The organism is Streptomyces sp. NPDC002790 (genome assembly GCF_040295505.1).
Taxonomy (GTDB): Bacteria; Actinomycetota; Actinomycetes; order Streptomycetales; family Streptomycetaceae; genus Streptomyces.
This window is the reverse complement of sequence record NZ_JBEOVM010000100.1, coordinates 1-23,957: the sequence shown is the minus strand read 5'-3', so window position 1 is coordinate 23,957 and position 23,957 is coordinate 1. Positions and strand designations below refer to the sequence as shown.

Here is a 23,957-nt window from a genome sequence, read left to right as displayed (position 1 = left end):
GCACCCGGCCCCCGCGCCGCGCACCCCCCCCCCCCCCACGCCGCGCCCCCCGGGCGGGGGTGGCGGTTGGCCCCCGTCCCCCCCGAGAGGGGCGGCCCCCCCCCAACCCTGGGGGGCCCCGGCCCTTCTCGTGTGTCCCGTGTCCTACCGGCAGCCCGCGCCGGAGGCGCTCGGCTTCGGCTTCGGGTGGCTCAGCGCCGAGAGCGCCTTGTCCGCGGCCGGCTTCTTCGCGAGCTTCTTGAAGCCGGAGCCGATGATCAGGTCGACCTCGGTCGGCTTCGCGCGCTTGTCCGCCTTCAGCTCGGCGCCGGTCAGCTGCGTGCCGAGGACCGGGAGCGCCGCTTCCGTGGCCGCCGAGGCGCCGAGCAGGAGGCCGGGGCCCTTGACCTTCTTGTCGTACGCCTTCGTGGCGTTGCCGACGTCGCCGATCTTGAAGCCGCGCTTCTTCAGCTCGTCCGCGGTCTCCTTGGCCAGGCCGCCGCGGGCCGTGGCGTTCAGGACGTTCACGGTGATCTGGGAGGGGGCAGGCAGCTTCGCGTCCGCTTTGCCGGGGGAGGGCGACGCGCTCGGCTTCTTCTCGCAGGCGCCGGACTTCGCCCCCGCGGCGCTGGCCTTGTCGCCCCCCGTGAAGACGTCGACCAGCTGGAACGAGCCCCAGCCGATCAGCCCGATCGCGGCGACGGACGCGACGACCGCGAGCACGATCCTGTTGCGCGGGCGCCCGCGCCGCATGCGGGGGTATTTGTCCCCTGTGATGCGGTACTTGCCGCCCATGCCGGGTGGAGTGAGCATGCTCATGAGCGCAGCGTAATCCTGTGCGGCGACGATGCCTATTAAATGATCACGGTCAGTCGCTCAGTCCAACCCAAAAGGGCCAATGCGGCCCTGAGGTGCCGTCAGTCCCGAGGCGCGGTCAGCCGAGCTCGAGCACGCGTGCGTGCAGCACCTGGCGCTGCTGGAGCGCGGCGCGCACGGCGCGGTGCAGGCCGTCCTCCAGGTAGAGATCGCCCTGCCACTTCACGACGTGCGCGAAGAGGTCGCCGTAGAACGTCGAGTCCTCGGCGAGCAGGGTCTCCAGGTCGAGCTGGCCCTTGGTCGTCACCAACTGATCGAGGCGGACCGGGCGCGGCGCGACGTCCGCCCACTGCCGGGTGCTTTCCCGGCCGTGGTCGGGGTACGGCCGGCCGTTTCCGATGCGCTTGAAGATCACACGGAAAGCCTACCGGGCGAGGCTTGCCGGGCGCAGCCATGGGGACGGGGTGCACAGCCGGTAAAAACCGTCCTTAACCGGCTTCAACCGGGTCCAGTCGCGTCCCGCACCGGGGCCTGAAATGAGTGGCGCCGTGGGTGAGTTGATGAAAGCGGGCGTGTTCGTGGCCCTTCCGGGGTAACCACGCGCGCTTCGTTGACGGGCGCTACTTGCCGGCCTTCGCCGCCTTCTCCGCCTTGGCGGCCGCCTTCATCTCCTGCTTGTGCGCACGCACCTTCGTGAGGGACTCGGGCCCGGTGATGTCGGCGACCGAGCGGTACGCCTTCGGCTCGCCGTACGCGCCCGCCGCCTCGCGCCAGCCCGTCGGCCGCACGCCGAGCTGCTTGCCGAGCAGGGCCAGGAAGATCTGGGCCTTCTGCTTGCCGAAGCCGGGCAGCTCGTTCAGCCGCCGCAGCACCTCCTTGCCGGTGTCGGCGCCCTCCCACACGGCGGCCGCGTCCCCGTCGTAGTGGTCGACGAGGTACTGGCACAGCTGCTGCACGCGCTTGGCCATGGAGCCGGGATAGCGGTGCACGGCCGGCTTCTCGGAGAGCAGCGCGGCGAAGGCCTCGGGGTCCCGGGCGGCGATCTCGTAGGCGTCGAGGTCGTCGGCGCCCAGCCGGTCGGCGATGGTGCGCGGGCCCGCGAACGCCCACTCCATGGGCACCTGCTGGTCGAGCAGCATCCCGACGAGCGCGGCGAGCGGACTGCGCCCGAGGAGTTCGTCGGCGGCGGGCTCCTGGGCGAGGTGGAGGGTGACGTCCATACGGCTCATACGTCGATGATCGCGCCGCGCCGTCCGCGTCGCCACGCCGGGGTCCCGCCCCGGCGTGGCGAGGCACGGCCACGATCGGTCCCCATCGCGTCGCATGGCGGCGCCGTCCGGGGTAACCCTGACGTCATGACTTCCACGACGCCCGCCCCGTACGATCTCGCGGCCCTCGCCGACGACCATCTGACCGCGGCCCGCAAGGCCGAGCACGGCCGCAGCGCCGAACTCCTGATCAAGGAGGACCCGCTGCTGCGCCAGTCCGTGATCGCCCTGACCGAGGGGAGCAACCTGGAGGAGCACAACGCCCCGCCGGCCGCCACCCTCCAGGTGCTGCGCGGCCGCGTCCGCCTCACCGCGGTCTCCGGCGACGTCACGCTCACGCAGGGCCAGCTGCACGCCATCCCCCAGGAGAAGCACGGCCTCGTCGCGCTCACGGACGCGGCTGTGCTGTTGACGGCGGTCACCGCCTGACCTGATCGTGTTCCCGTCGCTACGGGAGCCTGGTTGCCGGGGTTCCGCGGGTTCGGGTTCTGCGCAAAGGAGTGCGGGCATGCCGTCGTACGAAGATATCTTCCGAGCGAGCACCGAGGACCCGGAGGGCTTCTGGCTCACGGCGGCCCGCGCGATCGACTGGGACACGCCCCCGACCAGGGCCCTGGACTCCTCGCGGGCCCCCTTCCACCGCTGGTTCCCGGACGGCGAGCTGAACGTCTGCCACAACGCGCTGGACCGCCATGTCGCGGCGGGCCGCGGAGCGCAGCCCGCACTCGTGTACGACTCCCCGGTGACGGACACCAAGCGCACGTACACCTACGCGGAGTTGACCGACCAGGTCGCCCGCTTCGCGGGAGTGCTGGCCGGCCTCGGAGTGACCCGCGGCGACCGGGTCGTCCTCTATATGCCGATGGTCCCGGAGGCCGTCGTCGCGATGCTCGCCTGCGCGCGGATCGGGGCCGTGCACTCGGTCGTCTTCGGCGGCTTCGCGGCGAACGAGCTGGCGGTGCGGATCGACGACGCGGCGCCGAAGGTCGTCGTGTCGGCGTCCTGCGGGGTCGAGGGGGCGCGGGTCGTCCCGTACAAGCCGCTCCTCGACCAGGCGGTGGACCTGTCGACGCACAAGCCGGACGCCTGCGTGATATTGCAACGCCCGCAGGGACCGGGTGAGTTGAGCCCGGGAAGGGATGTCGACTGGGCGGAGGCGATGAGCGGCGCACACCCCGCGCCCTGCGTCCCGATGGCGGCGACGGACCCGCTCTACATCCTCTACACGTCCGGAACGACCGGGAAACCCAAGGGAGTTGTGCGGGACTGCGGCGGGTACGCGGTGGCGCTGCGCTGGTCCATGGAGGCCGTGTACGACGTGGGTCCCGGCGAGACCATGTTCACCGCGTCCGACGTGGGCTGGGTCGTCGGCCACTCGTACATCGTGTACGCCCCGCTGCTCGCCGGCGCCACGACCGTCCTCTACGAAGGGAAGCCGGTCGGCACCCCGGACGCGGGCCAGTTCTGGCGGGTGGCGCAGGAGTACGGCGTGAAGACCCTGTTCACCGCGCCCACCGCTTTCCGGGCGATCAAGAAGGTGGACCCGGAAGGGGAGTTCACGCGCGCGTACGATCTCAGTGCGCTGAAGTACCTGTTCCTGGCCGGGGAGCGGCTCGACCCGGAGACGTACCACTGGGCGAGCGAGCTGCTCGGCATCCCGGTGATCGACCACTGGTGGCAGACCGAGACGGGCTGGCCGATCGTCGCGAACCCGGTGGGCATCGAGGCCGCGCCGGTCAAGGCGGGCTCCCCGACGTTCCCGCTGCCGGGCTGGGACGTGCGGGTCGTCGACGGGAACGGCAAGCCGATGGCTCCCGGCGAGGACGGCGCCATCGTCGTCCGCCTCCCGATGCCGCCGGGCTCCCTGCCCACCCTCTGGAACGACGACGAGCGCTTCGTCTCCTCGTACCTCTCGGCCTTCGACGGCTACTACCTGACCGGCGACGGCGGGCACGTGGACGAGGACGGCTACGTGTTCGTGATGGGGCGGACCGACGACGTCATCAACGTGGCCGGGCACCGCCTCTCCACGGGCGGCATGGAGGAGGTCCTCGCCGCGCACCCGGATGTGGCGGAGTGCGCGGTCATCGGGGTGGCGGACTCCCTCAAGGGCCAGGTCCCGCGCGGTTTCGTGGTCCTGAAGGCGGGCGTCTCGTCCGACCCCGCGGTGGTCGAGGCGGAACTCGTCCAGCTCGTACGGGACCGGATCGGCGCCGTCGCGTCCCTGAAGGCGGTCGCCGTGGTGGCGGCCCTGCCCAAGACCCGCTCCGGCAAGATCCTGCGCAGGACCATGCGCGGCATCGCCGACGGCCTGGACGAACCAGTGCCGTCGACGGTGGATGACGTGACGGTCCTGGACGCGCTGCGCCCGGTCCTCACGCGGGGGTCAGCGGGTCCGGCCGCCGAGCAGTGAGCGGATGGCGACGCGGTCGAGGTTCGTCAGGCCGCGCACCACCTTCGGCGTCAGGAACACGAACACGAACCCGATGGCCGAGACCGCGGCGATCTGGGCGGGCGACTCCACGTAGTACGCGTGGTGCACACCGGCGTCGGTCGTGAAGTCGAAGATCCGGTAGCCGGGCCAGTCCAGGTAGCGGTGGAAGACCCAGGAGTACGTGGGGAAGAGCGCGACCGCCCAGCCCGTGACCAGGAACGTCACGGAGACGACGAAGCTCATCACCCGCCACGGGAACATCACCGTGTGGAAGAGCAGCGCCTTCCACCCGGCGGCGTCGACGAGCCGCCCTCGCAGTCCGGGCGCGGCGGGCGCCGGGGCCGGAACGTCCAGGTCGAGGAACGCATGTGCCCTGCCCCGCTCGGCCGCCCCGAGACCACGCGCGCCGCCCAGCGCCGCCGCGAGGACCGGCAGGCCGATCCACACGACGAGCGTGCTCACCCCCAGGGCGAACATCGTCACGGCGAAGACGAACCCGGCGATCGCGACGGGGAGCGACGTGAGCGTGTGCCCGATCTCGCGGTAGGTGGCACCGGCGAACGGAGCGCGCCAGAACCCCGGACGGGCCGTGGACCGCGGTGCGGTGGGGTTCGTGCTCGCGTAGGACAGCGTGGTCGAGGTCATGCCACCCATCGTCGCGATTCGACGGCGCGGGGGACATGGAGCTGAGGGGTGTCTTGGAGGTGGGGTTATCCCCCGCTCAGGGCCGGTCGCGTGCATCACCCACGACGCGGGATTCAGCTGACCACGCGACTCGACGTGGGCAGCGCGGCCTCGATCCGGAAGCCGCCGTCGCCGGTGGCTCCTGACTCGATGGTGCCTCCGGCCAGGCGGACCCGCTCCGTCAGACCGATCAGCCCGTGTCCCCCGCTGGGCAGCAGCGGCTCACCGTCGGCGGTCGGTGCGGCGGGCTTCCCGGGCGGGCCGTTGACGACACGTACCCGCACGGTCCGTGGGTCGAAGGCGAGTTGAACCCGCGTCGTGGCGCCCGGGGCGTGCTTGTGCACGTTGGTCAGAGCCTCCTGCACGACCCGGTGCGCGGCCCGCTCGACCGGCTCGGCCAGCGGTTGCGGCGCACCTTCGACGTGCACGGTGACGGGCAGCCCGGCGGTCCGGGAGCCGTCGGCCAGCTCGGTGATTCTGTCGACGGCTCCCGGGCCGGGCAGGGGCCGCCGCTCGGCCGTCGCGGCTTCGGTGTCCGGGGCATCGGTGTCCGGGGCAGCTGCGGCGGGACCGGCCGGCGCGTCGGAGGGGCCGCTCGGGCTGCTCCTCAACACCCCCAGCATCTCGCGGAGTTCGGTGAGCGCGCGCCGTCCGGCTGTCCGGATGATCTGCGCGGTTTCGTCCGTCACCGCCGGGTCGTGGCTGACGGTGCTGAGCACGTTGGCGTGCACGACGATCAGGCTCACCTGGTGGGAGACCACGTCGTGCATCTCGCCGGCGATGCGCCGCCGCTCCTCTTCCCGGGCGGCCTCGGCGACGAGCCGCTGCTCCCGCTCGGCGCGCTCCGCCCGTTCGACGAGGCCCGCGACGACGGCGCGCCGTTGGCCGATGTAGAGCCCCAGCAGCAGCGGCACCAGGCAGGAGAAGACGAAGTTGACCGAGAACCAGAGCACCACGGTCCGGAAGCTGGACCAACCCTCCGCGTCCCAGGGCGCGACGACCACGAACCCGATCCCGGCCGAGACCCAGACGGCCCGCCGGCTGTGCGGCCCGCGATAGGCGCCTTCCGCGTAATAGGCGAGCGGCATCGCGAAGGCCGAGACCTGGAGGACCTTGGCGAGCAGCGCGACGCCGAGAACCAGCTCGGGAGCCCGACGCCGTACGAGCAGCGGCAGCCCGCTCACCACGGCGATCACCAGGTTCGCCCAGGGAGCGGCCGGCCCCTGGGCGGGATTCTGGAGGCTGTTCCACACCGCAAGTAGCAGCGCGACGGCCGCCAGCACCACGTCCGTGGCGCGCGCCGTGCCCCCGGCACCGGCATCGGCATCGGAGGGCAGGATCGTCCAACTGCGCAAGGTGTTCCCGACGTGACGGGTGCGGCCGGTGGTACTCACCCGACGAGGGTAGAAGGCGACCCGGGACCAGAACTGCGCAGGGCCCCACCGCCGAAGCGGTGGGGCCCTGCGTGTGCCTGTTCAGGCAGTGCGGAGGATACGAGATTCGAACTCGTGAGGGGTTGCCCCCAACACGCTTTCCAAGCGTGCGCCCTAGGCCACTAGGCGAATCCTCCGCCGCAAACAATACAAGACGCCGAGCGGTGCTCGCGACCACGTTGACGATCAAGATCGACGGCGGATCGGAGACGGATCGGGGGGCCGGACCTCCGGGTTCTTTCCACCGTGGGGGATCGGGTACTGTGGGCGTCAGCCCCTCACGTGGCGCTATCTGACTGAACTCCCCCAGGGCCGGAAGGCAGCAAGGGTAAGTCGGCTCTGGCGGGTGCGTGGGGGGCGTTTACGTTTCCGGGGGGTCGCGATACCCGTGGGCGGGTCCGGTTGTCAGTGGGCGCCTATAACCTCGTATGCGTGTCGTCTCTCGCGCTCTACCGCCGTTACCGCCCGGAGTCGTTCGCCGAGGTCATCGGGCAGGAACATGTAACCGACCCGCTGCAGCAGGCGCTGCGGAACAACCGGGTCAATCACGCGTACCTGTTCTCGGGCCCGCGCGGCTGCGGCAAGACGACCAGCGCGCGCATCCTGGCCCGCTGTCTCAACTGCGAGCAGGGTCCCACCCCGAATCCGTGCGGGGAGTGCCAGTCGTGCCAGGACCTCGCGCGGAACGGGCCGGGGTCGATCGACGTCATCGAGATCGACGCCGCTTCGCACGGTGGCGTGGACGACGCCCGTGACCTGCGGGAGAAGGCCTTCTTCGGCCCGGCGGGCAGCCGGTACAAGATCTACATCATCGACGAGGCCCACATGGTCACGTCGGCGGGTTTCAACGCGCTGCTGAAGGTGGTCGAGGAGCCGCCGGAGCACCTCAAGTTCATCTTCGCGACCACCGAGCCCGAGAAGGTCATCGGGACGATCCGGTCCAGGACGCACCACTATCCGTTCCGGCTCGTGCCGCCGGGGACGCTGCGCGACTACCTGGGCGAGGTGTGCGGCAAGGAGGCCATGGCGGTCGAGGAGGGCGTGCTGCCGCTCGTCGTCCGGGCCGGCGCGGGGTCCGTGCGTGACTCCATGTCCGTCATGGACCAGCTGCTCGCCGGCGCGGGCGAAGACGGTGTGACGTATGCCATGGCGACCGGGCTGCTCGGATATACGGACGGTTCGTTGCTCGACTCCGTCGTCGAAGCCTTCGCCACCGGTGACGGCGCCGCCGCTTTCGAGGTCGTGGACCGGGTCATCGAGGGGGGCAACGATCCGCGGCGCTTCGTGGCCGATCTGCTGGAGCGGCTGCGGGACCTCGTGATCCTGGCCGCCGTTCCCGACGCCGCGGAGAAGGGGCTCATCGACGCCCCGGCCGATGTGGTGGAGCGGATGCAGGCGCAGGCGAGCACGTTCGGCGCCGCCGAGCTCAGCCGGGCCGCCGATCTCGTCAACGAGGGACTGACCGAGTTGCGCGGCGCCAACGCTCCGCGGCTCCAGCTCGAGCTGATCTGCGCGCGCGTGCTGCTGCCCGCCGCGTACAACGACGAGCGTTCGCTCCTGGCCCGTCTCGACCGCATCGAGCGCGGCGGAGTCTTCACGCCTGGCGGGCAGGGTCCCGCGCCTTCCATGGCGTACGTTCCCGGGCCCGATGCCCATGCGCAGGCCGCTGCCCCGGCGCAGGCGCCTGTGCCGCCCGTCGAGCCGGGTGGTGGGCCCGCGGCGGCTCGGGCCGCGGTGCGAGGCGGCGGGCCGGGGGGCGGCCCCGGCGCGGCTCAGGCTCCGGCTCCGGCGGCGCCGGTGGCTCCGCAGGTTCAGGAACCCGCACCCGCACCCGCTCCGGCCCCCACCCCGGCTCCCGCCCCGCCCGCGGAGGTACCGCCCGCCCAGCCCGCCCCCGGTTCCTGGCCCACCGCCGCCCCGGCAGGCGGTGCCGGAGCCGGTGGAGGTCGCAGGCCCGGCGGGTGGCCCACGGCCGCGGCCGCGGGCTCCGGCCAGCCGCCCGCTCCGCCCGCTCCGCCCGCTCCGCCCGCTCCGGCAGCCCCGGCCGCACCGCAGGCGGCGGCCCCGACCCCGGCCCCGCAGCAATCGGCCCCGGCCCCGGCGGCCCCCGCACCGGTCCCGGCACCGGCCCCGGTCGGCGGACCGGACCCCCGTATGCTCTGGCCGAACATCCTGGAGGCGGTCAAGAACAAGCGCCGCTTCACGTGGATCCTGCTCAGTCAGAACGCGCAGGTCACAGGCTTCGACGGCACCACACTCCAGCTCGGCTTCGTGAACGCGGGCGCCCGTGACAACTTCGTGAGCAGCGGCAGCGAGGACGTACTGAAGGCGGCCCTGTCCGAGCAGTTCGGGGCGAACTGGAAGATCGACGCCGTCGTCGACACCTCGGGCGGAGGCGGCGCACCCCCGCCGCCCGGCCCCGGCGGCGGATACGGCGGTGGCGGTGGCTACGGCGGAGGCGGCTACGCCCCCGCTCCCGCTCCCGCCCCGGCACCGGCTCCCGCCCCGGCCCCCGCGCCCCCGGCCCCGTCCCAGCCGTCAGCCGACCGGCCCGCTCCGCCCAGTGCGGAGCCCGCCCCGGCCCCCGCTCCTCAGGAGCCGCCCCGCCGCTCGGTGTCGGTGGAGGACGACATCCCGGAGGACGACGACCCGGACCTGGACGAGAAGTCCCTGTCGGGCCACGACCTGATCGTCCGCGAACTGGGCGCGACGGTGGTCGAGGAGTTCACGAACGAGTAGCGCGTGGCGGGCCCGCCCCCGCCGCGGAGCCTGGAGGAAACCACAAACCCCTGCCCGGCCTGCCTTGGGCGGCCCGTACAAGACCACCCCGGTCGTACGGATAGGCTGACCGGCGTGAAGGTCCTCGTCATCGGCAGCGGCGCCCGCGAACACGCCCTGTGCCGCTCAATGTCCCTCGATCCCGACGTCACCGCCCTGCACTGTGCCCCCGGCAACGCAGGCATCGCCGAGGTCGCCGAGCTGCACGCGGTCGACGCCCTCGACGGCGCGGCGGTCACCGCCCTCGCCCAGGAGCTGGAGGCCGGCCTCGTCGTCGTCGGACCCGAGGCGCCCCTGGTCGCCGGTGTCGCCGACGCGGTCCGCGCCGCCGGCATCCCCGTCTTCGGCCCGTCCGGCGAGGCCGCCCAGCTGGAGGGCTCCAAGGCGTTCGCCAAGGACGTCATGGCCGGCGCGGGCGTCCCCACCGCACGCTCGTACGTGTGCACCAACGCGGCCGAGATCGACGAGGCGCTCGACGCGTTCGGCGCCCCGTACGTCGTGAAGGACGACGGTCTCGCCGCGGGCAAGGGCGTCGTCGTGACCGACGACATCGAGGAGGCCCGCGCCCACGCGAAGGCCTGCGAGCGCGTCGTCATCGAGGAGTTCCTCGACGGCCCCGAGGTCTCGCTCTTCGCGATCACCGACGGCACCACCGTCGTCCCGCTGCAGCCCGCCCAGGACTTCAAGCGCGCGCTCGACAACGACGAGGGCCCCAACACCGGTGGAATGGGCGCCTATTCGCCGCTTCCGTGGGCCGACCCGAAGCTGGTCGGGGAGGTCCTCGACACGGTGCTGCAGCCAACGGTCGACGAGATGGCGCGGCGCGGCACCCCGTTCTCGGGCCTGCTCTACGCCGGTCTCGCGATCACCGGCCGCGGCGTCCGCGTCATCGAGTTCAACGCCCGCTTCGGCGACCCCGAGACCCAGGTCGTGCTGGCCCGCCTCAGGACCCCGCTCGCCGGTGTCCTGCTGGCGTCGGCCAACGGCACGCTCGCGGACCTCGAGCCGCTGCGCTGGAGCGAGGACGCGGCCGTCACCGTCGTCCTCGCCTCGCACAACTACCCCGACACCCCGCGCACCGGCGACCCGATCACCGGGCTCGACGCGGTGGCCGCGCAGGACGCCCCGAACGCGTACGTGCTGCACGCCGGCACCAAGCGCGACGGCGGGAGCGGCGCGGTCGTCAGCGCGGGCGGCCGCGTGCTGTCCGTCACCGCGGTCGGCGGCGACCTGACGCAGGCCCGCGAGCGCGCGTACGCCGCCGTGGACCGCATCGGCCTCGACGGCTCGCAGCACCGCACGGACATCGCCGCGAAGGCGGCTTCCGGCCGCTGACAGCGACCGCTTCCGGGCGGGGTCCCGGGCGGGCCACACCCTCGCCTGCCCGGCCCCCGATGTCACCCACCTCTACCCAAAGCCATTCCATCGAGTGACCGCTGGCCCAACCGGCTGACGAGGCCGAAACCCCCAACTAGGGTGCGGCGCACGGAGTTACGGCACCCGTGCGAGCCGCTCAGAACCAGACGGACCACCGGCATTGCGATGTCAGTGGCGGGTGCCATTGTGGGGGAGTGAGCAACGCCACCAGAGCTCTGCTGTGGGCCTCGGCCCCTGGCTGGGCTACAGGCAAGGGCAGCAGGGGGTGACATCGGTCGTGTCCGGTACGGGTGTGGAGATGGGTGCGCAGAGTGCGCGCTCCCGAGCCCTCGCCGTGCTGCGCATCCGCAGCAGGGCGACGGCGATCGCGCTGCTTCCCGCAGCCGCTTCCGTGGTGCTGCTCGCGGGTGGCACCACGGGTCATCTGGAGGGCGGGGGCTGGGATGTCGCGCGCGTGGTCGTGAGCGCGGTCGCCGTCGTCGTCCTGCTCGCGGCCGCCGCCGTCGCGCTCGTCGTGGCGCGCGCCCGCCCGGCCGTCAGTCCGACGATTCCGATCGCCGAGAAGACCGCTCCCGACCTGTACCGGATGGTGCGTGATCTGGCCGACCGGCTCGACGTTCCGGCGCCCTCGGCGATAGCGCTCACCCCGGACTGCGACAGCTGGCTCGAGGACCGTACGCATCCGGCCCACGGGCCGCCCGCGCGCCAAGGTCAGAGCCAGGACGGGGGCGGGGACGGTGGTGACGGCGGTGACCCCAAGGCGCCCGCCGCGCCCGTTCTCGTCATCGGGTCCCCCTTCCTGTGGTGGATGCGGGTGGGCGAGCTGCGTGCGGTCCTGGCCCCGGTCGTCGCAGGTACGGGACCTTCGGCGCACCCCGACATAGCGGCGGCCCGGCGCTTCATCCGTGGCCTCGACGCCGCGGTGGCGGTCTCCGCCGACGGCGGCCGTGGGCCGGTGGCCCGTGCAGTGCTCGGCGGCGTCGGCCGGGTCGCGCGGCTGCTGCTGACCGGCTGCCGGGTGCACGCCGCCGAGATGGAGCGCGGCGTCGCCGCGGCCGCGGCCGAGCGCGCGCAGGCGGTGGACTACGGCCTGCGGATCGTCGCGCAGGAGCAGGTCGGGCTCGCGTACGCGGGCTGGGACCGGCTGCTCACGCGGGTCGCGCTGCCGGCCTGGCGGATGGGCCGCTGGCCCGCCCGGCTCGACGCGGGCGTGGTCGCGGCGCTGACCGAGCTGTCCCGGCGCGATCGCCTCGCGGCGCAGAACGGGACCTTTGCCTCGCGGCTCGGGGAGCGGCCCGCGTGCGACCTGCTCGATGAGCCGGGCACGGTCGACGAGGCGGCGTCGCTGCTTGCCGCCCGGCTCTTCCACGGTGGGCCCGCCGAGCGTGGGCCCGACTGGGCGCCGGTGGACTGGCAGGAGTATCCGGACGAGGTCGTGGACCGGAAGTGGCGGATGGATGCGGCGCGGCTCCACCGGGTGATGGACGGGCTGGGCGTCCGGGTTCCCTCCGGGGGTGCGGAGGGGCCGACGTTGGCCCGGGTCCTGGATCACCTTTCGGTGGTGCCGGGCGGATCGTCCGCGCACACGCCTCGGGGCTCCGCCCCGGACCCCGCTGCTCAATCGCCGCAGGGGCTTGACTTGGCCGCGCCCAGCGCCGACGGGCTTGATGTGCCCGCGCCCAGCGGCGAGCAGGACGTGACCCCCCTCGACGTCCTCTCCGCCACGCTCGCCGCCGAGGTCGCCCGGGAGGAGAGTGAGCGGCCGGTGTCGGTGGCTCCGCCGGTGGGGCAGGGGAGTCCGGACGGGGCGTTGTGGGACGAGGGGGCGCTGCCGCTGTTTCCCTTGCAACCGCCGCGCAGCGGACGGGAGTTGCTGGCCGACCACGTCACCGCGATGGTCTGCTGCGCCGCCGTGGACACGGCGGGCGCGGCGCCGGGCCTGGACTGGCTGGACGGCCCGTCGCTCCTGGTCGACGGGGAGCGTACGGCCGACCTGACGCCCCGCGTGCTGAGCCTGGTGGAGGACGGTGACGTGGAGCCGCTCAAGGACTGGCTGACCCGTCGGGGCATCCGCGCGGAGAAGCCGGTGCGCCTGGTGTGAGGCGCCGCCCCGAAACCCGGAGGGAACCGTTCCACTCTCGTCAATTCACGACGAACGGTGACGGAGTGCGTGCGTAATGTGATGTGCTGGGACCGGTCGCGGACACGCGGCAGCGGGTGTGGGCTCGGGGGAGCGAGGGAGGGGAGCGCGCATGGGGCCGGACAGGGAGGGGCACCCGAAGGACCTGGCGAGCGAGGACATGCCCCCGCCCCGCGCGCGTACCACCCGCTGGGAATCGGGCGCGCTGGCGCACGCGGTCACGGACCCGTTCGGACAGGGACCGCTCCCCTGGCTGCGCGGAAGTGAGCACTATTTCGACGACACCGGACATGTCGTCCCTTGGTACGCCGACCATGTGCCGCGTCCCGGCGCGCGTGACATCCCGGCGCCCCGCACCAGCGGCCCCCGCACCGCCGACGACGTGCACCGCCAGATCAAGGGCTTCGCCTCGACCGGCGCCGCGGCCCCCGGCGAGGCGATCGACTTCCACGTCACGGTGGACCCGCCCCAGCAGTTCACCGTGGACGTCTACCGCATCGGCCACTACGGCGGCGACGGCGCCCGCAAGATCACCACGAGCCCGCGGCTCTCCGGCATCGTCCAGCCGGCCCCGCTGACCGCGGACCGCACGGTCTCCTGCCACCACTGGTGGCTTTCGTGGCGGCTGCAGATCCCGTCGTACTGGAACGCGGGCGCGTACGTCGCCGTCCTCACGACGCTCGACGGGTACCGCTCGCACGTCCCCTTCACGGTCCGCGACTCCGAGCCCGCCGACCTGCTGCTCCTGCTCCCGGACATCACCTGGCAGGCGTACAACCTCTACCCGGAGGACGGGCGCACGGGCGCGAGTCTGTACCACGCGTGGGACGAGGAAGGGCGGCTGCTCGGCGAGAGCGAGGCCGCGATCACAGTCTCCTTCGACCGCCCGTACGCGGGCGCGGGCCTGCCCTTGCACGTGGGGCACGCCTACGACTTCATCCGCTGGGCCGAGCGGTACGGATACGACCTCGCGTACGCCGACGCCCGCGACCTGCACGCGGGCCGCATCGACCCGACCCGCTACCGGGGCCTGGTCTTCCCCGGGCATGACGAGTACTGGTCGGCGAACATGCGCCGCACGACCGAGCTGGCCCGGGAGAACGGGACATCGCTCGTCTTCCTCTCCGCCAACACCATGTACTGGCAGGTGGAGTTGGGCGCGGCCCCGTCCGGCGTACCGGACCGGCTGCTCACCTGCCGCAAGCGCAGAGGCCCCGGAAGGCCGACGCTGTGGCGGGAGATCGACAAGCCGGAGCAGCAGCTGATGGGCATCCAGTACGCGGGCCGGGTCCCCGACCCGCACCCCCTGATCGTGCGGAACGCGGACCACTGGCTGTGGGAGGCGACCGGGGCGCACGAGGGGGACGAGATAGCCGACCTGGTGGCCGGCGAGGCCGACCGCTACTTCCCGCGTACGTCCCTGCCCGAGCACCAGGACCGCATCCTGCTCGCGCACTCCCCGTACCGCGACAGCGACAAGGCCCGCAGGCACCAGGAGACATCGTTGTACCGGTCGCCGTCCGGAGCGCTGGTCTTCGCATCCGGGACGTTCGCCTGGTCCCCGGCCCTGGACCGCCCCGGCCACGTGGACCCGCGGATCCAGCGGGCGACGGCGAATCTCCTCGACCGCATCTGCAAACGAGACTGAGCACACGCCCCCGTACGAGGCCCGTGGCCAAAACCCGCCCCCGCATACGGGAGAATCGGGGTACTCGCCCGCCCGTCTCCCACCACCGCCCTACTCGAGCCCTGCGGGCGCCCTTTGTCTTCAACCTCGGGGAGGAACCATGTCCGGATTCGTCGAAAAGCCCGAACCAGTGCAGGTGCCGGGCCTGGTGCATCTCCACACCGGCAAGGTGCGGGACCTGTACCGGAACGAGGCGGGCGACCTCGTGATGGTCGCCACCGACCGCATGTCGGCCTACGACTGGGTGCTGCCCAGCCCGATCCCGGACAAGGGAAAGGTCCTCACGCAGCTGTCCCTGTGGTGGTTCGACCAGCTCCAGGACCTGATCCCGAACCACGTCATCTCGCAGGAGCTGCCCGAGGGCGCCCCCGCCGACTGGGTGGGCCGCACTCTCGTCTGCAAGAGCCTCGACATGGTTCCGGTCGAGGCCGTGGCCCGCGGCTACCTCACCGGCTCCGGCCTGGTCGAGTACAACGCGTCGCGTACGGTCTGCGGCCTCGCCCTCCCCGAGGGCCTGGAGGACGGCTCCGAGCTGCCCGCCCCGATCTTCACGCCCGCCACGAAGGCCGAGGTCGGCGAGCACGACGAGAACGTGAGCTACGAAGAGGTGGCCCGCCAGGTCGGCGCCGAGACGGCCGCTCAGCTCCGCCAGTCCACCCTCGCCGTCTACAGCCGGGCCCGGGACATCGCGCGCGAGCGTGGCATCATCCTGGCGGACACGAAGTTCGAGTTCGGCTTCGACAAGGACGGCGCGCTGATCCTCGCCGACGAGGTGCTGACCCCGGACTCCTCGCGCTTCTGGCCCGCCGACCAGTGGCAGCCGGGCCGCGCCCAGCCGTCCTACGACAAGCAGTTCGTGCGGGACTGGCTGACCTCGCCGGCCTCCGGCTGGGACCGCAAGAGCGAGCAGCCGCCGCCCGCGCTCCCGGACGAGGTTGTCACGGCGACCCGCGCCAAGTACATCGAGGCGTACGAGCTGCTGACGGGCACGCCCTGGAACGCGTAGCAAGACGCAGCAACGAGAAAGGCCCCCGGTCAGAGGACCGGGGGCCTTTCTCTATGTGGAGCGAACGACGAGGTTCGAACTCGCGACCTCAACCTTGGCAAGGTTGCGCTCTACCAACTGAGCTACGTTCGCAAGCGCCGCTTGCGCGGTGCCGCTGCGCCGAAGCGCGACGCCAACTATACCCAACCCCGTTCGCGCGCGAGACGCACCGCCGCGTGACGGTTCTCGGCGCCGAGCTTCGAGACGGCCGACGACAGATAGTTCCGGACGGTCCCCTGGGACAGCGCGGCCCGCTCGGCGATCTCCGCGACGGGTGCGCCGTCGGCCGCGAGTTCGAGCACCTCGGCCTCGCGGGCGGTCAGCGGCGAGTCCCCTGCGGAGATCGCGTCGGCCGCCAACTCCGGGTCCACGTAACGGTTTCCGGCGTGCACGGTCCGAATGATCTCGGCGAGCCGCTGGGCGCTCACGGTCTTCGGTACGAAGCCGCGCACACCAGCGGCGAGGGCCCGCTTCAGGTGCCCCGGCCGCCCGTGGCTGGTCACGATCATGGTGCGGCAGCCGGGCAGTTCGTCCCGGATCGATGTGGCCACGCTCACACCGTCCGCGCCCGGCATCTGCAGATCGAGCACGGCGACGTCCGGCTTGTGGGCCCGCGCCATGGCGAGCGCCTCGGGCCCGGTCGCGGCCTCGGCGACGACGACCAGATCCTCCTCGAGCGCGAGCAGCGCGGCGAGCGCGCCCCGGATCAGGTGCTCGTCGTCGGCGAGCAGAACGCGCAGCGTCATCGGCGGGCCTCCTGTTCCTGCTCCCGCTGTGCGTCGGGCACGGCGGAAGCGGCGGGTGCGGCCTCCGGTGCCGCATGTGGTGCGGCCTCCGGTGCCGCATGTGGTGCGGGGGGCGTCAGCGGCACGGTGGCCTTCACGCGGAACACCTCGCCGCGCAACGTCGTGTTCCGCACCACTCCCGCCTCCAGCTCCCCGCCCACCGCGGCCAGCCGCTCCCGCAGTCCCGCGAGCCCCGACCCGGTACCGGAAGTCGATGGCGCGCCGCCGACCCCGTCGTTCTCCACGCTCAACACCACACCACTCGCAGCCACCTCCAGCTCCACACGGCAGGCCTTCGCATCCCCGTGCCGCAGCACGTTCGTCGTCGCCTCCCGCACCACCCAGCCGAGCGCGGACTGCACCTCGCTCGGCAGTCCCGCGGCGGACCCGGTCACCGTGCAGTCGATCCCGGCCGCGTCCAACACGCCTTGCGCACCGGCGAGTTCGGCCCCGAGGTCGGCCTCGCGGTAGCCCCGTACGACATCGCGTACCTCCTTCTGCGACTCGCGCGCGATGCGCTGCACCTCGATCATCTGCGCCACCGCGTCCTCGGTCCGCCCGCGCCGTGCGAGCTGCACCGCGAGCTCGCTCTTCAGCGCGACGACGGACAGGTTGCGGCCCATGACGTCGTGCAGATCCCGCCCGAACCGCAGCCGCTCCTCGGCGACGGCGAGCAGGGCCTTGGTCTCGCGGGAGCGCTCGGAGTCCCACATCACGGAGAGGGACCAGGCGGAGCACCGGAAGGTCAACAGGGCGAGAGCGGCTGTCAGGATCATCAACAGGGCCACGACCACGAGGCCGCCGGGCGAGGTACCGATGACCGCCGCGCCCGCGACACAGACCACGACGGCGACGGCGGCCCGTCGCACAAAGGACCGCACCGGCACCGTCAGCGCGTAGGCGCAGGTGAACGGCATGGGGGCGAACACCAGCGGCATGGTGATCAAGCCGTCCCGCACGCTGTCCGTGACGGTCAGCGCGACGATGAACCCGAACGCGATGACGGCCAGCGCGGCGCTGACCCCCGTCAGGGCCCGGGGCACGCGGCCCCGCCCCAGATACTGGTCGAGGGCGGTCAGCGCGTGCCGGTCGCCGACCACGCACTGCACCAGGTTCACGACGGCGAGCGCGCCACCGAGGGCGTACGGGACGGTGTCGTGCACCAGGCTGCCCGCAAGGCCGGACATCGACCAGGCCGCGAAGAACAACCAGTTGACCGTGCGCAGCGTGATCCGCGTCTGCCACTCGACCCGCTCGATCTTGCTCCGGTCCCGCCACCGCACCCGCACGTCGGCCCCTCTCAATGCCGCGGTTCCCACCGGAACCACCGTCGTACAGCAAACACCGCGAAGACCAGCCAGGCCACCGCCGTGACCAGCGCCTGCACCGTGTCGCCGCCCGACATCTCGCCGCTCCAGCCGCCCCGGACCAGCGAGAGCACGGGCGTCAGCGGCAACAGCTCGCACACGGACGCCAGGGTGTCCGGCATGACCTCCAGCGGGACGATGGTGCCCGAACCGAGCATCGTGACGAGGAGCAGCGGCATCGCCGCGACCTGCGCGCTCTCCACGCTGCGGCTGAAGACGGTGGTGAGCGCGGCCAGCGCGACACACAGCGGAACGGCCAACAGCAGGCCGAGTACGGCCAGTTGGGGCGCCTCGGGTGCGCCCGCGTCGAGCAGCACCGTGCAGGCCACCACCAGGACGACGACCTGCGCCAGGCCAAGGACGACGGCGGGCATCGCGGCGCCCGCGAGGATCTCGGTGTCCCGGAGTTCCCCGGTGCGCAGCCGCTTGAGGACGAGTTCCTCGCGCCGGGAGGCGTACACGCTGACCAGCGAGCTGTAGACCGCGAACAGCAGGGAGAAGCCGATCGCGGAGGACAGCACCATGGTGCCGGGGTTCAGTCCGGTGCCCTTCAGCCGCTCATCGGTCGCGGACGCGCTGATGCTGAACGGCAGCACCAGCGGCACGAACATGGCGGTGAACAGCACCCCCTTGCTCCGCCCGATGAGCGTCAACTCGGCCCGTGCCAGGGAGCCGAGCCGCCCCACGGTCGTGGTGGTCATCGTCGCCGTACTCATACCGCCATCTCCTTCGCGCGCCGCGGGCCCGCACTCTTCGCGTCCTGCGCGATCCGCAGGAACGCCTCCTCCAGCGAGGCGCCCCGCACATCGAGCCGCCGCAGTTCGACGCCCGCGTCCCTGGCCCACACGAGGAGTCCCGTGGCGGCCCGCTGCAGGTCATCGGTGCGCAGCCGGATCAGCCGGCCCTCTAGGTCGTGTGTGTCGACGCCGAGCGACCCCAGCGGCGGCAGATCGCCCACGAAGTACCCGTCGGGCAGCTCGAAGGAGATGTGGGAGGGCTGCGCGGCGACGACCTCGTCGACGCGGCCCTCGGCGGCGATCCGCCCCTCGTGCAGGATCGCGAGCCGGTCGGCGAGCTCCTCGGCCTCTTCGAGGTAGTGCGTGGTCAGCAGCACGGTGGTGCCCTCGGCGCGCAGCCGGCGCACCAACTCCCAGGTGTCGCGGCGCCCTTCGGCGTCGAGGCCGGTGGTCGGTTCGTCGAGGAAGAGCACCTCGGGCCGCCCGAGCAGCGCGAGCGCGAGGTCGAGCCGCCGCTTCTCGCCGCCGGACAGCTGCTTGACCCGGACCGACCCGCGCTTGCCGAGTCCCACCGCCTCCAGCGCCTCGTCGATCGGCCGGGCCCCGCTCGTGCAGCCGGCCCACATCCGTACGGTCTCGGTGACGGTCAGCTCGCTGGGGAATCCGCCGTCCTGCAGCATCACCCCGATCCGCGGCCGCACCCGGTCCCGCTCGCCGTACGGGTCGTGCCCGAGCACCCGCACCCGGCCACCGGCCGGGGCCGCGAGTCCTTCGATGAGCTCGACGGTGGAGGTCTTTCCGGCGCCGTTCGTGCCGAGGAGTGCGAAGAGCTCGCCGCGGCCCACGGAGAAGCTGACTCCGCGCACCGCCTCGAAGGAACTCTTTGTGCCGTCCCCGTACACGCGGCGCAGATCAGTGACTTCGATCACGCGCTCGTTGGTGGTCATGTCTCAAGCCTGTCGCCCGGCGGGGGCGGTCGGCAGTGCGCGCTGTCATCGGCCCGCATGACAAATGTCAGAAGGCCGCCGGACACGACGAACCGACACGACGAAGGCCCGGTCCATGAGGACCGGGCCTTCGTTCTCTGAGCGAACGACCGGGTTCGAACCGGCGACCTCAACCTTGGCAAGGTTGCGCTCTACCAACTGAGCTACGTTCGCACTGCTTGCATCAGCCTACCGTACCCACCGAAGTGTTCGGTACGCGATGCAGAGCGGGTGACAGGAATTGCACACTGCGCCTTCCCCCTGGAAGGGGGATGTTCTACTACTGAACTACACCCGCACGACTCCTTGGGGTTCGGCCCTGCGGCCTCGCCCCTCGGCGTGCTCCAGACTTTAGCCGACCCTCGGGGGTGCAGCGCAAGTCCGGTCGCCGAGAGGTTCCGGTCGGCGGGTGCGCGCGCTCAGTTGGCCGCGGCGAAGGCCTCGTAGACCCGCTTCGGGATGCGGCCGCGCGGCGGCACGTCGAAGCGGTTCGAGCGGGCCCAGGCGCGGACGGCGGCCGGGTCCGGGCTCAGATCGGTGCGCTTGTACGCCTTGCCGGTCTTCCCCGACCGCTTGCGGCCCGCCTCCAGGTAGGGGGCGAGGGCCTCGCGGAGCTGATGGGCGTTGGCCTTATTGAGGTCGATCTCGTACGACGAGCCGTCGAGACCGAATGCGACCGTTTCCGCCGCTTCTCCGCCGTCGATGTCGTCAGAGAGGGTGACCACGACACGCTGCGCCACGAATATCGGTCCCTTCGTCCAGCACCCCGCTTTGACGTGCGGTGATGCAGACTGTCCAGCTGTTGTCAGGCAATGCCCGGGCAATGCGGTGCCCCGAGTTCAGGCCGAGTGCCTGTATCTGCCAATTCCTTTTTACCCTGTCCGGCAATGCAGTGGGAAGACCAGTTAAAAGTCTCGGTGTGTCTCGCGAGGCTGTTATCCGGAGTCTTTCCCTTAATTTTCCGTGGCGATCTCATGTCGTTGCCATAACGTGATCCGCATCTCGTAGCTTCCTACTGTCTACGCGAGTAGAAAATTTGGGCAGGTACGCTGAACGGACCAGCTCAACCCACACACCGGGAGTGCCAGTGGCACGCGTCGTAGTCGACGTCATGCTCAAGCCGGAGATCCTCGACCCCCAGGGCCAGGCGGTGCAGCGTGCGCTGCCGCGCCTCGGTTTCGACGGCATCTCCGACGTACGTCAGGGAAAGCGTTTCGAGCTCGAAGTGGACGGGCCGGTGGATGACGCCGCTCTCGCCCGTATCCATGAGCTGGCGGAAACCTTCCTCGCCAACACCGTGATCGAAAACTTCACCGTCAAGGTGGAAGAGCCCGCGGTGGGGGCCGAAAAGTGACCGCTCGTATTGGCGTCGTCACCTTTCCCGGTTCCCTCGATGATCGCGACACCCAGCGCGCGATCCGGCTCGCCGGTGCGGAGCCGGTCGCGCTCTGGCACAAGGACAAGGACCTGAAGCAGGTCGACGCGGTCGTCCTGCCCGGTGGTTTCTCCTACGGCGATTACCTGCGCGCGGGCGCCATTTCGCGTTTCTCGCCCGTCATGGAGACGCTGATCGAGCAGGCGAAGGCGGGCCTTCCGGTCCTCGGGATCTGCAACGGATTCCAGGTCCTCACCGAGGCCCACCTGCTCCCCGGCGCCATGCTCGGCAACGACCACCTGCACTTCATCTGCCGCGATCAGAAGCTGCGGGTGGAGAACGCGGACACCGCCTGGACCGCCGACTACGACGCCGGGCAGGAGATCCACATCCCGCTGAAGAACATGGACGGCCGCTACGTGGCCGACGAGCGCACGCTCGACATGTTGGAGGCGGAGGGGCGGGTGGCCTTCCGGTACCTCGACATGAACCCCAACGGTTCGCTCCGTGACATCGCCGGCATCACGAACGCGGCGGGCAACGTCGTCGGTCTGATGCCGCACCCGGAGCACGCCGTGGAGCCCCTCATCGGGAGCGGCCGCACCGACGGCCTCCCGTTCTTCACCTCGATCCTCAAGAAGCTGGTCGCCGCCTCATGAGCCTCGACACCACAGAGAACGCCGCGAAGACTCCCGACGTCGAGCTGCCCTGGGCCGAACTCGGCCTGAAGAAGGACGAGTACGAGCGGGTCGTGGAGATCCTCGGCCGCCGGCCCACCGGCGCCGAGCTCGCCATGTACTCGGTCATGTGGTCCGAGCACTGCTCGTACAAGTCCTCCAAGGTGCACCTGCGCCAGTTCGGCGAGAAGGCGCCGCAGTCCGACGCGCTGCTCGTCGGCATCGGCGAGAACGCCGGCGTCGTCGACGTGGGCAACGGGTACGCGGTCACCTTCAAGGTCGAGTCGCACAACCACCCGTCGTACGTCGAGCCCTACCAGGGCGCGGCCACCGGTGTCGGCGGCATCGTCCGCGACATCATCGCGATGGGCGCACGCCCGATCGCCGTGGTCGACCCGCTGCGGATGGGCGCCGCCGACCACCCCGACACGAAGCGTGTGCTGCCCGGCGTCGTCGCCGGTATCGGTGGCTACGGCAACTGCCTGGGCCTGCCGAACATCGGCGGTGAGCTCGTCTTCGACGCCTGCTACCAGGGCAACCCGCTGGTCAACGCCGGTGCCATCGGCGTCATGCGGCACGAGGACATCCACCTCGCGAAGGCGTCCGGCAGCGGCAACAAGGTCATCATGTACGGCGCCCGCACGGGCGGCGACGGCATCGGTGGCGCCTCGATCCTGGCGAGCGAGACCTTCGACGACGCGAAGCCGTCGAAGCGCCCGGCCGTCCAGGTCGGCGACCCCTTCCAGGAGAAGCTCCTCATCGAGTGCACCCTGGAGGCCTTCGCCGAGAAGCTCGTCGTCGGCATCCAGGACCTCGGCGCCGCCGGCATCTCCTGCGCCACCTCCGAGCTGGCGTCCAACGGCTCGGGCGGTATGCGCGTCGAGCTGGACGACGTACCGCTGCGCGACTCCACGCTCTCTCCTGAGGAGATCCTCATGAGCGAGTCGCAGGAGCGCATGTGCGCCGTGGTCGAGCCGGGCAAGGTCGACCGCTTCCTGGAGATCTGCGAGAAGTGGGACGTCATCGCCACCGTCATCGGTGAGGTGACCGACGGCGACCGCCTGGAGATCTTCTGGCACGGCGAGAAGATCGTCGACGTCGACCCGCGCACGGTCGCGCACGACGGCCCGGTCTACGAGCGCCCGCTCGCCCGCCCCGACTGGCAGGACGCGCTGCAGGCCGACGACGCGGGCAAGCTGCCGCGCCCGGCGAACGGCGCGGAGCTGAAGGACCAGGTCCTCAAGCTCGTCTCCTCGCCCAACCAGGCGTCCAAGAAGTGGGTCACCCAGCAGTACGACCACTTCGTGCAGGGCAACACCGTGCTCGCGCAGCCCGAGGACTCGGGCATGATCCGCATCGACGAGGAGACCGGCCTCGGCGTCGCCATCGCGACCGACGGCAACGGCCGCTTCGCGAAGCTCGACCCGTACACGGGTGCGCAGCTCGCGCTCGCGGAGGCGTACCGGAACGTCGCGACGACCGGCGCCAAGCCCCTCGCGGTCTCCGACTGCCTGAACTTCGGTTCGCCCGAGGACCCGGCCGTCATGTGGCAGTTCGCCGAGGCCATCCGCGGCCTCGCCGACGGCTGCCAGCAGCTCGGCACGCCGGTGACCGGCGGCAACGTCTCGCTCTACAACCAGACGGGCGAGGCGGCGATCCACCCGACGCCGGTCGTCGCCGTCCTGGGTGTCATCGACGATGTCGCCCGCCGCACCCCCGTCGCCTTCCAGGAAGAGGGCCAGCTCCTCTACCTGCTCGGCGACACCAAGGAGGAGTTCGGCGGTTCGGCCTGGGCGCAGGTCGTCCACGAGCACCTCGGCGGTCTGCCACCGCAGGTCGACCTGGAGCGCGAGCGCCTCCTCGGCGAGATCCTCATCTCGGCCTCCCGCGACGGCATGATCGACGCGGCGCACGACCTGTCCGACGGCGGCCTCGTCCAGGCCGTGGCCGAGTCGGCGCTGCTCGGGGGCAAGGGTGCGCGCCTGATCGTCCCCGAGGGCCTGGACGCGTTCACGTTCCTCTTCTCGGAGTCGGCGGGCCGCGCGGTCGTGTCGATCCCGCGCAGCGAAGAGCTTCGCTTCAACGACATGTGCGGGGCGCGGGGTCTGCCCGTCACCCGCATCGGTGTCGTGGACGGTGACTCCGTCGACGTCCAGGGCGAGTTCGTGCTCACCCTGGACGAGCTGCGCGAGGCGCACGAGGGCACGATTCCGGCGCTGCTGGCGTAGCGCTTCCGCGTGTGACCTGGGCCCTGCCTGCCGGTACCGGTGGGCAGGGCCCCCGCCACGGGGGGGGGGCCCCCCCCCCCCCCCCCGGGGGGGGGGGGGGGGCGCCGACGCGGGCCGGGGCGCCGGGGGCGCGCGCCCCCGGCCGGCGCCCCCGCGGCCGC

20 protein-coding genes, 4 tRNA genes and 1 other RNA gene are annotated in these 23,957 nt (G+C 71.7%); 11 read left to right on the top strand and 14 right to left on the bottom strand.

What is annotated here, in order from left to right:
- Positions 1–144: 144 nt before the first annotated feature.
- The 3 genes from ABT004_RS29520 to ABT004_RS29510 form a co-directional block, all read right to left on the bottom strand.
- On the bottom strand, positions 145–798 hold the full coding sequence (locus tag ABT004_RS29520; RefSeq protein ID WP_351342740.1) for a LytR C-terminal domain-containing protein: 654 nt from the start codon (positions 796–798) through the stop codon (positions 145–147).
- A 115-nt stretch (positions 799–913) separates the two neighbouring features.
- Positions 914–1,210, bottom strand: coding sequence for a type II toxin-antitoxin system VapB family antitoxin (locus tag ABT004_RS29515; protein ID WP_003955420.1), 297 nt, complete (start codon positions 1,208–1,210; stop codon positions 914–916).
- A 205-nt stretch (positions 1,211–1,415) separates the two neighbouring features.
- On the bottom strand, positions 1,416–2,015 hold the full coding sequence (locus ABT004_RS29510) for an HhH-GPD-type base excision DNA repair protein (RefSeq protein WP_351342745.1): 600 nt from the start codon (positions 2,013–2,015) through the stop codon (positions 1,416–1,418).
- Positions 2,016–2,150: 135 nt separating this feature from the next.
- Between ABT004_RS29510 and ABT004_RS29505 the strand changes: the two genes are divergently transcribed.
- Positions 2,151–2,492, top strand: a complete 342-nt coding sequence (locus tag ABT004_RS29505; protein WP_351342738.1) for a cupin domain-containing protein — start codon at positions 2,151–2,153, stop codon at positions 2,490–2,492.
- Between the two features lie 7 nt (positions 2,493–2,499).
- Positions 2,500–4,476, top strand: a complete 1,977-nt coding sequence (locus tag ABT004_RS29500; protein ID WP_351342736.1) for a propionyl-CoA synthetase — start codon at positions 2,500–2,502, stop codon at positions 4,474–4,476.
- Here the strand turns inward: ABT004_RS29500 and ABT004_RS29495 are convergent.
- The 3 genes from ABT004_RS29495 to ABT004_RS29485 form a co-directional block, all read right to left on the bottom strand.
- Positions 4,450–5,142, bottom strand: coding sequence for a sensor domain-containing protein (locus tag ABT004_RS29495; RefSeq protein WP_351342734.1), 693 nt, complete (start codon positions 5,140–5,142; stop codon positions 4,450–4,452). The two genes, ABT004_RS29500 and ABT004_RS29495, sit on opposite strands and share 27 nt — an antisense overlap.
- A gap of 113 nt (positions 5,143–5,255) precedes the next feature.
- A complete protein-coding gene (locus ABT004_RS29490) occupies positions 5,256–6,575 on the bottom strand; it encodes a sensor histidine kinase (RefSeq protein ID WP_351342733.1) in 1,320 nt (439 codons plus the stop codon).
- A 91-nt stretch (positions 6,576–6,666) separates the two neighbouring features.
- Positions 6,667–6,751 (bottom strand) — tRNA-Ser (locus ABT004_RS29485).
- 133 nt (positions 6,752–6,884) lie between these two features.
- On the opposite strand from ABT004_RS29485, the gene ffs reads away from it, so the two are divergent.
- The 6 genes from ffs (at position 6,885) to ABT004_RS29455 (ending at position 15,602) form a co-directional block, all read left to right on the top strand.
- An RNA gene (gene ffs, locus ABT004_RS29480) (signal recognition particle sRNA small type) lies at positions 6,885–6,979 on the top strand.
- A 67-nt stretch (positions 6,980–7,046) separates the two neighbouring features.
- Positions 7,047–9,353 (top strand): DNA polymerase III subunit gamma and tau, encoded by a 2,307-nt coding sequence (locus ABT004_RS29475; protein ID WP_351342731.1) that lies wholly within the window; start codon positions 7,047–7,049, stop codon positions 9,351–9,353.
- A gap of 114 nt (positions 9,354–9,467) precedes the next feature.
- The gene (gene purD, locus ABT004_RS29470) at positions 9,468–10,727 is read left to right on the top strand and encodes a phosphoribosylamine--glycine ligase (RefSeq protein ID WP_351342729.1); all 1,260 of its coding nucleotides are present in this window, start codon (positions 9,468–9,470) and stop codon (positions 10,725–10,727) included.
- A 340-nt stretch (positions 10,728–11,067) separates the two neighbouring features.
- Complete coding sequence (locus tag ABT004_RS29465; RefSeq protein ID WP_351342743.1) at positions 11,068–12,870, top strand: hypothetical protein; 1,803 nt, start codon at positions 11,068–11,070, stop codon at positions 12,868–12,870.
- Positions 12,871–13,069: 199 nt separating this feature from the next.
- A complete protein-coding gene (locus ABT004_RS29460; RefSeq protein WP_351342742.1) occupies positions 13,070–14,557 on the top strand; it encodes a N,N-dimethylformamidase beta subunit family domain-containing protein in 1,488 nt (495 codons plus the stop codon).
- 139 nt (positions 14,558–14,696) lie between these two features.
- The gene (locus tag ABT004_RS29455; RefSeq protein ID WP_351342728.1) at positions 14,697–15,602 is read left to right on the top strand and encodes a phosphoribosylaminoimidazolesuccinocarboxamide synthase; all 906 of its coding nucleotides are present in this window, start codon (positions 14,697–14,699) and stop codon (positions 15,600–15,602) included.
- Between the two features lie 56 nt (positions 15,603–15,658).
- Here the strand turns inward: ABT004_RS29455 and ABT004_RS29450 are convergent.
- The 8 genes from ABT004_RS29450 to ABT004_RS29415 form a co-directional block, all read right to left on the bottom strand.
- Positions 15,659–15,734, bottom strand: a tRNA-Gly gene (locus ABT004_RS29450).
- A gap of 44 nt (positions 15,735–15,778) precedes the next feature.
- Complete coding sequence (locus ABT004_RS29445; protein WP_351342727.1) at positions 15,779–16,387, bottom strand: response regulator; 609 nt, start codon at positions 16,385–16,387, stop codon at positions 15,779–15,781.
- Positions 16,384–17,745, bottom strand: a complete 1,362-nt coding sequence (locus tag ABT004_RS29440; protein WP_351342725.1) for a sensor histidine kinase — start codon at positions 17,743–17,745, stop codon at positions 16,384–16,386. The genes ABT004_RS29445 and ABT004_RS29440 overlap by 4 nt, the downstream gene beginning before the upstream one ends.
- Entirely contained in the window at positions 17,727–18,509 is a 783-nt protein-coding gene (locus tag ABT004_RS29435) for an ABC transporter permease (protein ID WP_351342723.1), read from the bottom strand. The genes ABT004_RS29440 and ABT004_RS29435 overlap by 19 nt, the downstream gene beginning before the upstream one ends.
- Positions 18,506–19,477 (bottom strand): ABC transporter ATP-binding protein, encoded by a 972-nt coding sequence (locus ABT004_RS29430; protein WP_351342721.1) that lies wholly within the window; start codon positions 19,475–19,477, stop codon positions 18,506–18,508. Before ABT004_RS29430 ends, ABT004_RS29435 begins: the two co-directional genes overlap by 4 nt.
- A 140-nt stretch (positions 19,478–19,617) precedes the next feature.
- A tRNA-Gly gene (locus ABT004_RS29425) sits at positions 19,618–19,690 on the bottom strand.
- Positions 19,691–19,742: 52 nt separating this feature from the next.
- Positions 19,743–19,814 (bottom strand) — tRNA-Gly (locus ABT004_RS29420).
- Between the two features lie 121 nt (positions 19,815–19,935).
- Positions 19,936–20,256 carry a histone-like nucleoid-structuring protein Lsr2 gene (locus ABT004_RS29415; protein WP_351342720.1) on the bottom strand — a complete coding sequence of 107 codons (321 nt, stop codon included), beginning with the start codon at positions 20,254–20,256 and terminating at the stop codon, positions 19,936–19,938.
- Positions 20,257–20,597: 341 nt separating this feature from the next.
- On the opposite strand from ABT004_RS29415, the gene purS reads away from it, so the two are divergent.
- The 3 genes from purS to purL are packed head-to-tail and all read left to right on the top strand — an operon-like array spanning position 20,598 to position 23,796.
- On the top strand, positions 20,598–20,870 hold the full coding sequence (gene purS / locus ABT004_RS29410; RefSeq protein ID WP_266712288.1) for a phosphoribosylformylglycinamidine synthase subunit PurS: 273 nt from the start codon (positions 20,598–20,600) through the stop codon (positions 20,868–20,870).
- Positions 20,867–21,550 carry a phosphoribosylformylglycinamidine synthase subunit PurQ gene (purQ, locus tag ABT004_RS29405; protein ID WP_351342718.1) on the top strand — a complete coding sequence of 228 codons (684 nt, stop codon included), beginning with the start codon at positions 20,867–20,869 and terminating at the stop codon, positions 21,548–21,550. The genes purS and purQ overlap by 4 nt, the downstream gene beginning before the upstream one ends.
- Positions 21,547–23,796, top strand: a complete 2,250-nt coding sequence (purL, locus tag ABT004_RS29400; RefSeq protein ID WP_351342716.1) for a phosphoribosylformylglycinamidine synthase subunit PurL — start codon at positions 21,547–21,549, stop codon at positions 23,794–23,796. Before purQ ends, purL begins: the two co-directional genes overlap by 4 nt.
- The last annotated feature ends 161 nt before the right edge of the window (positions 23,797–23,957 follow it).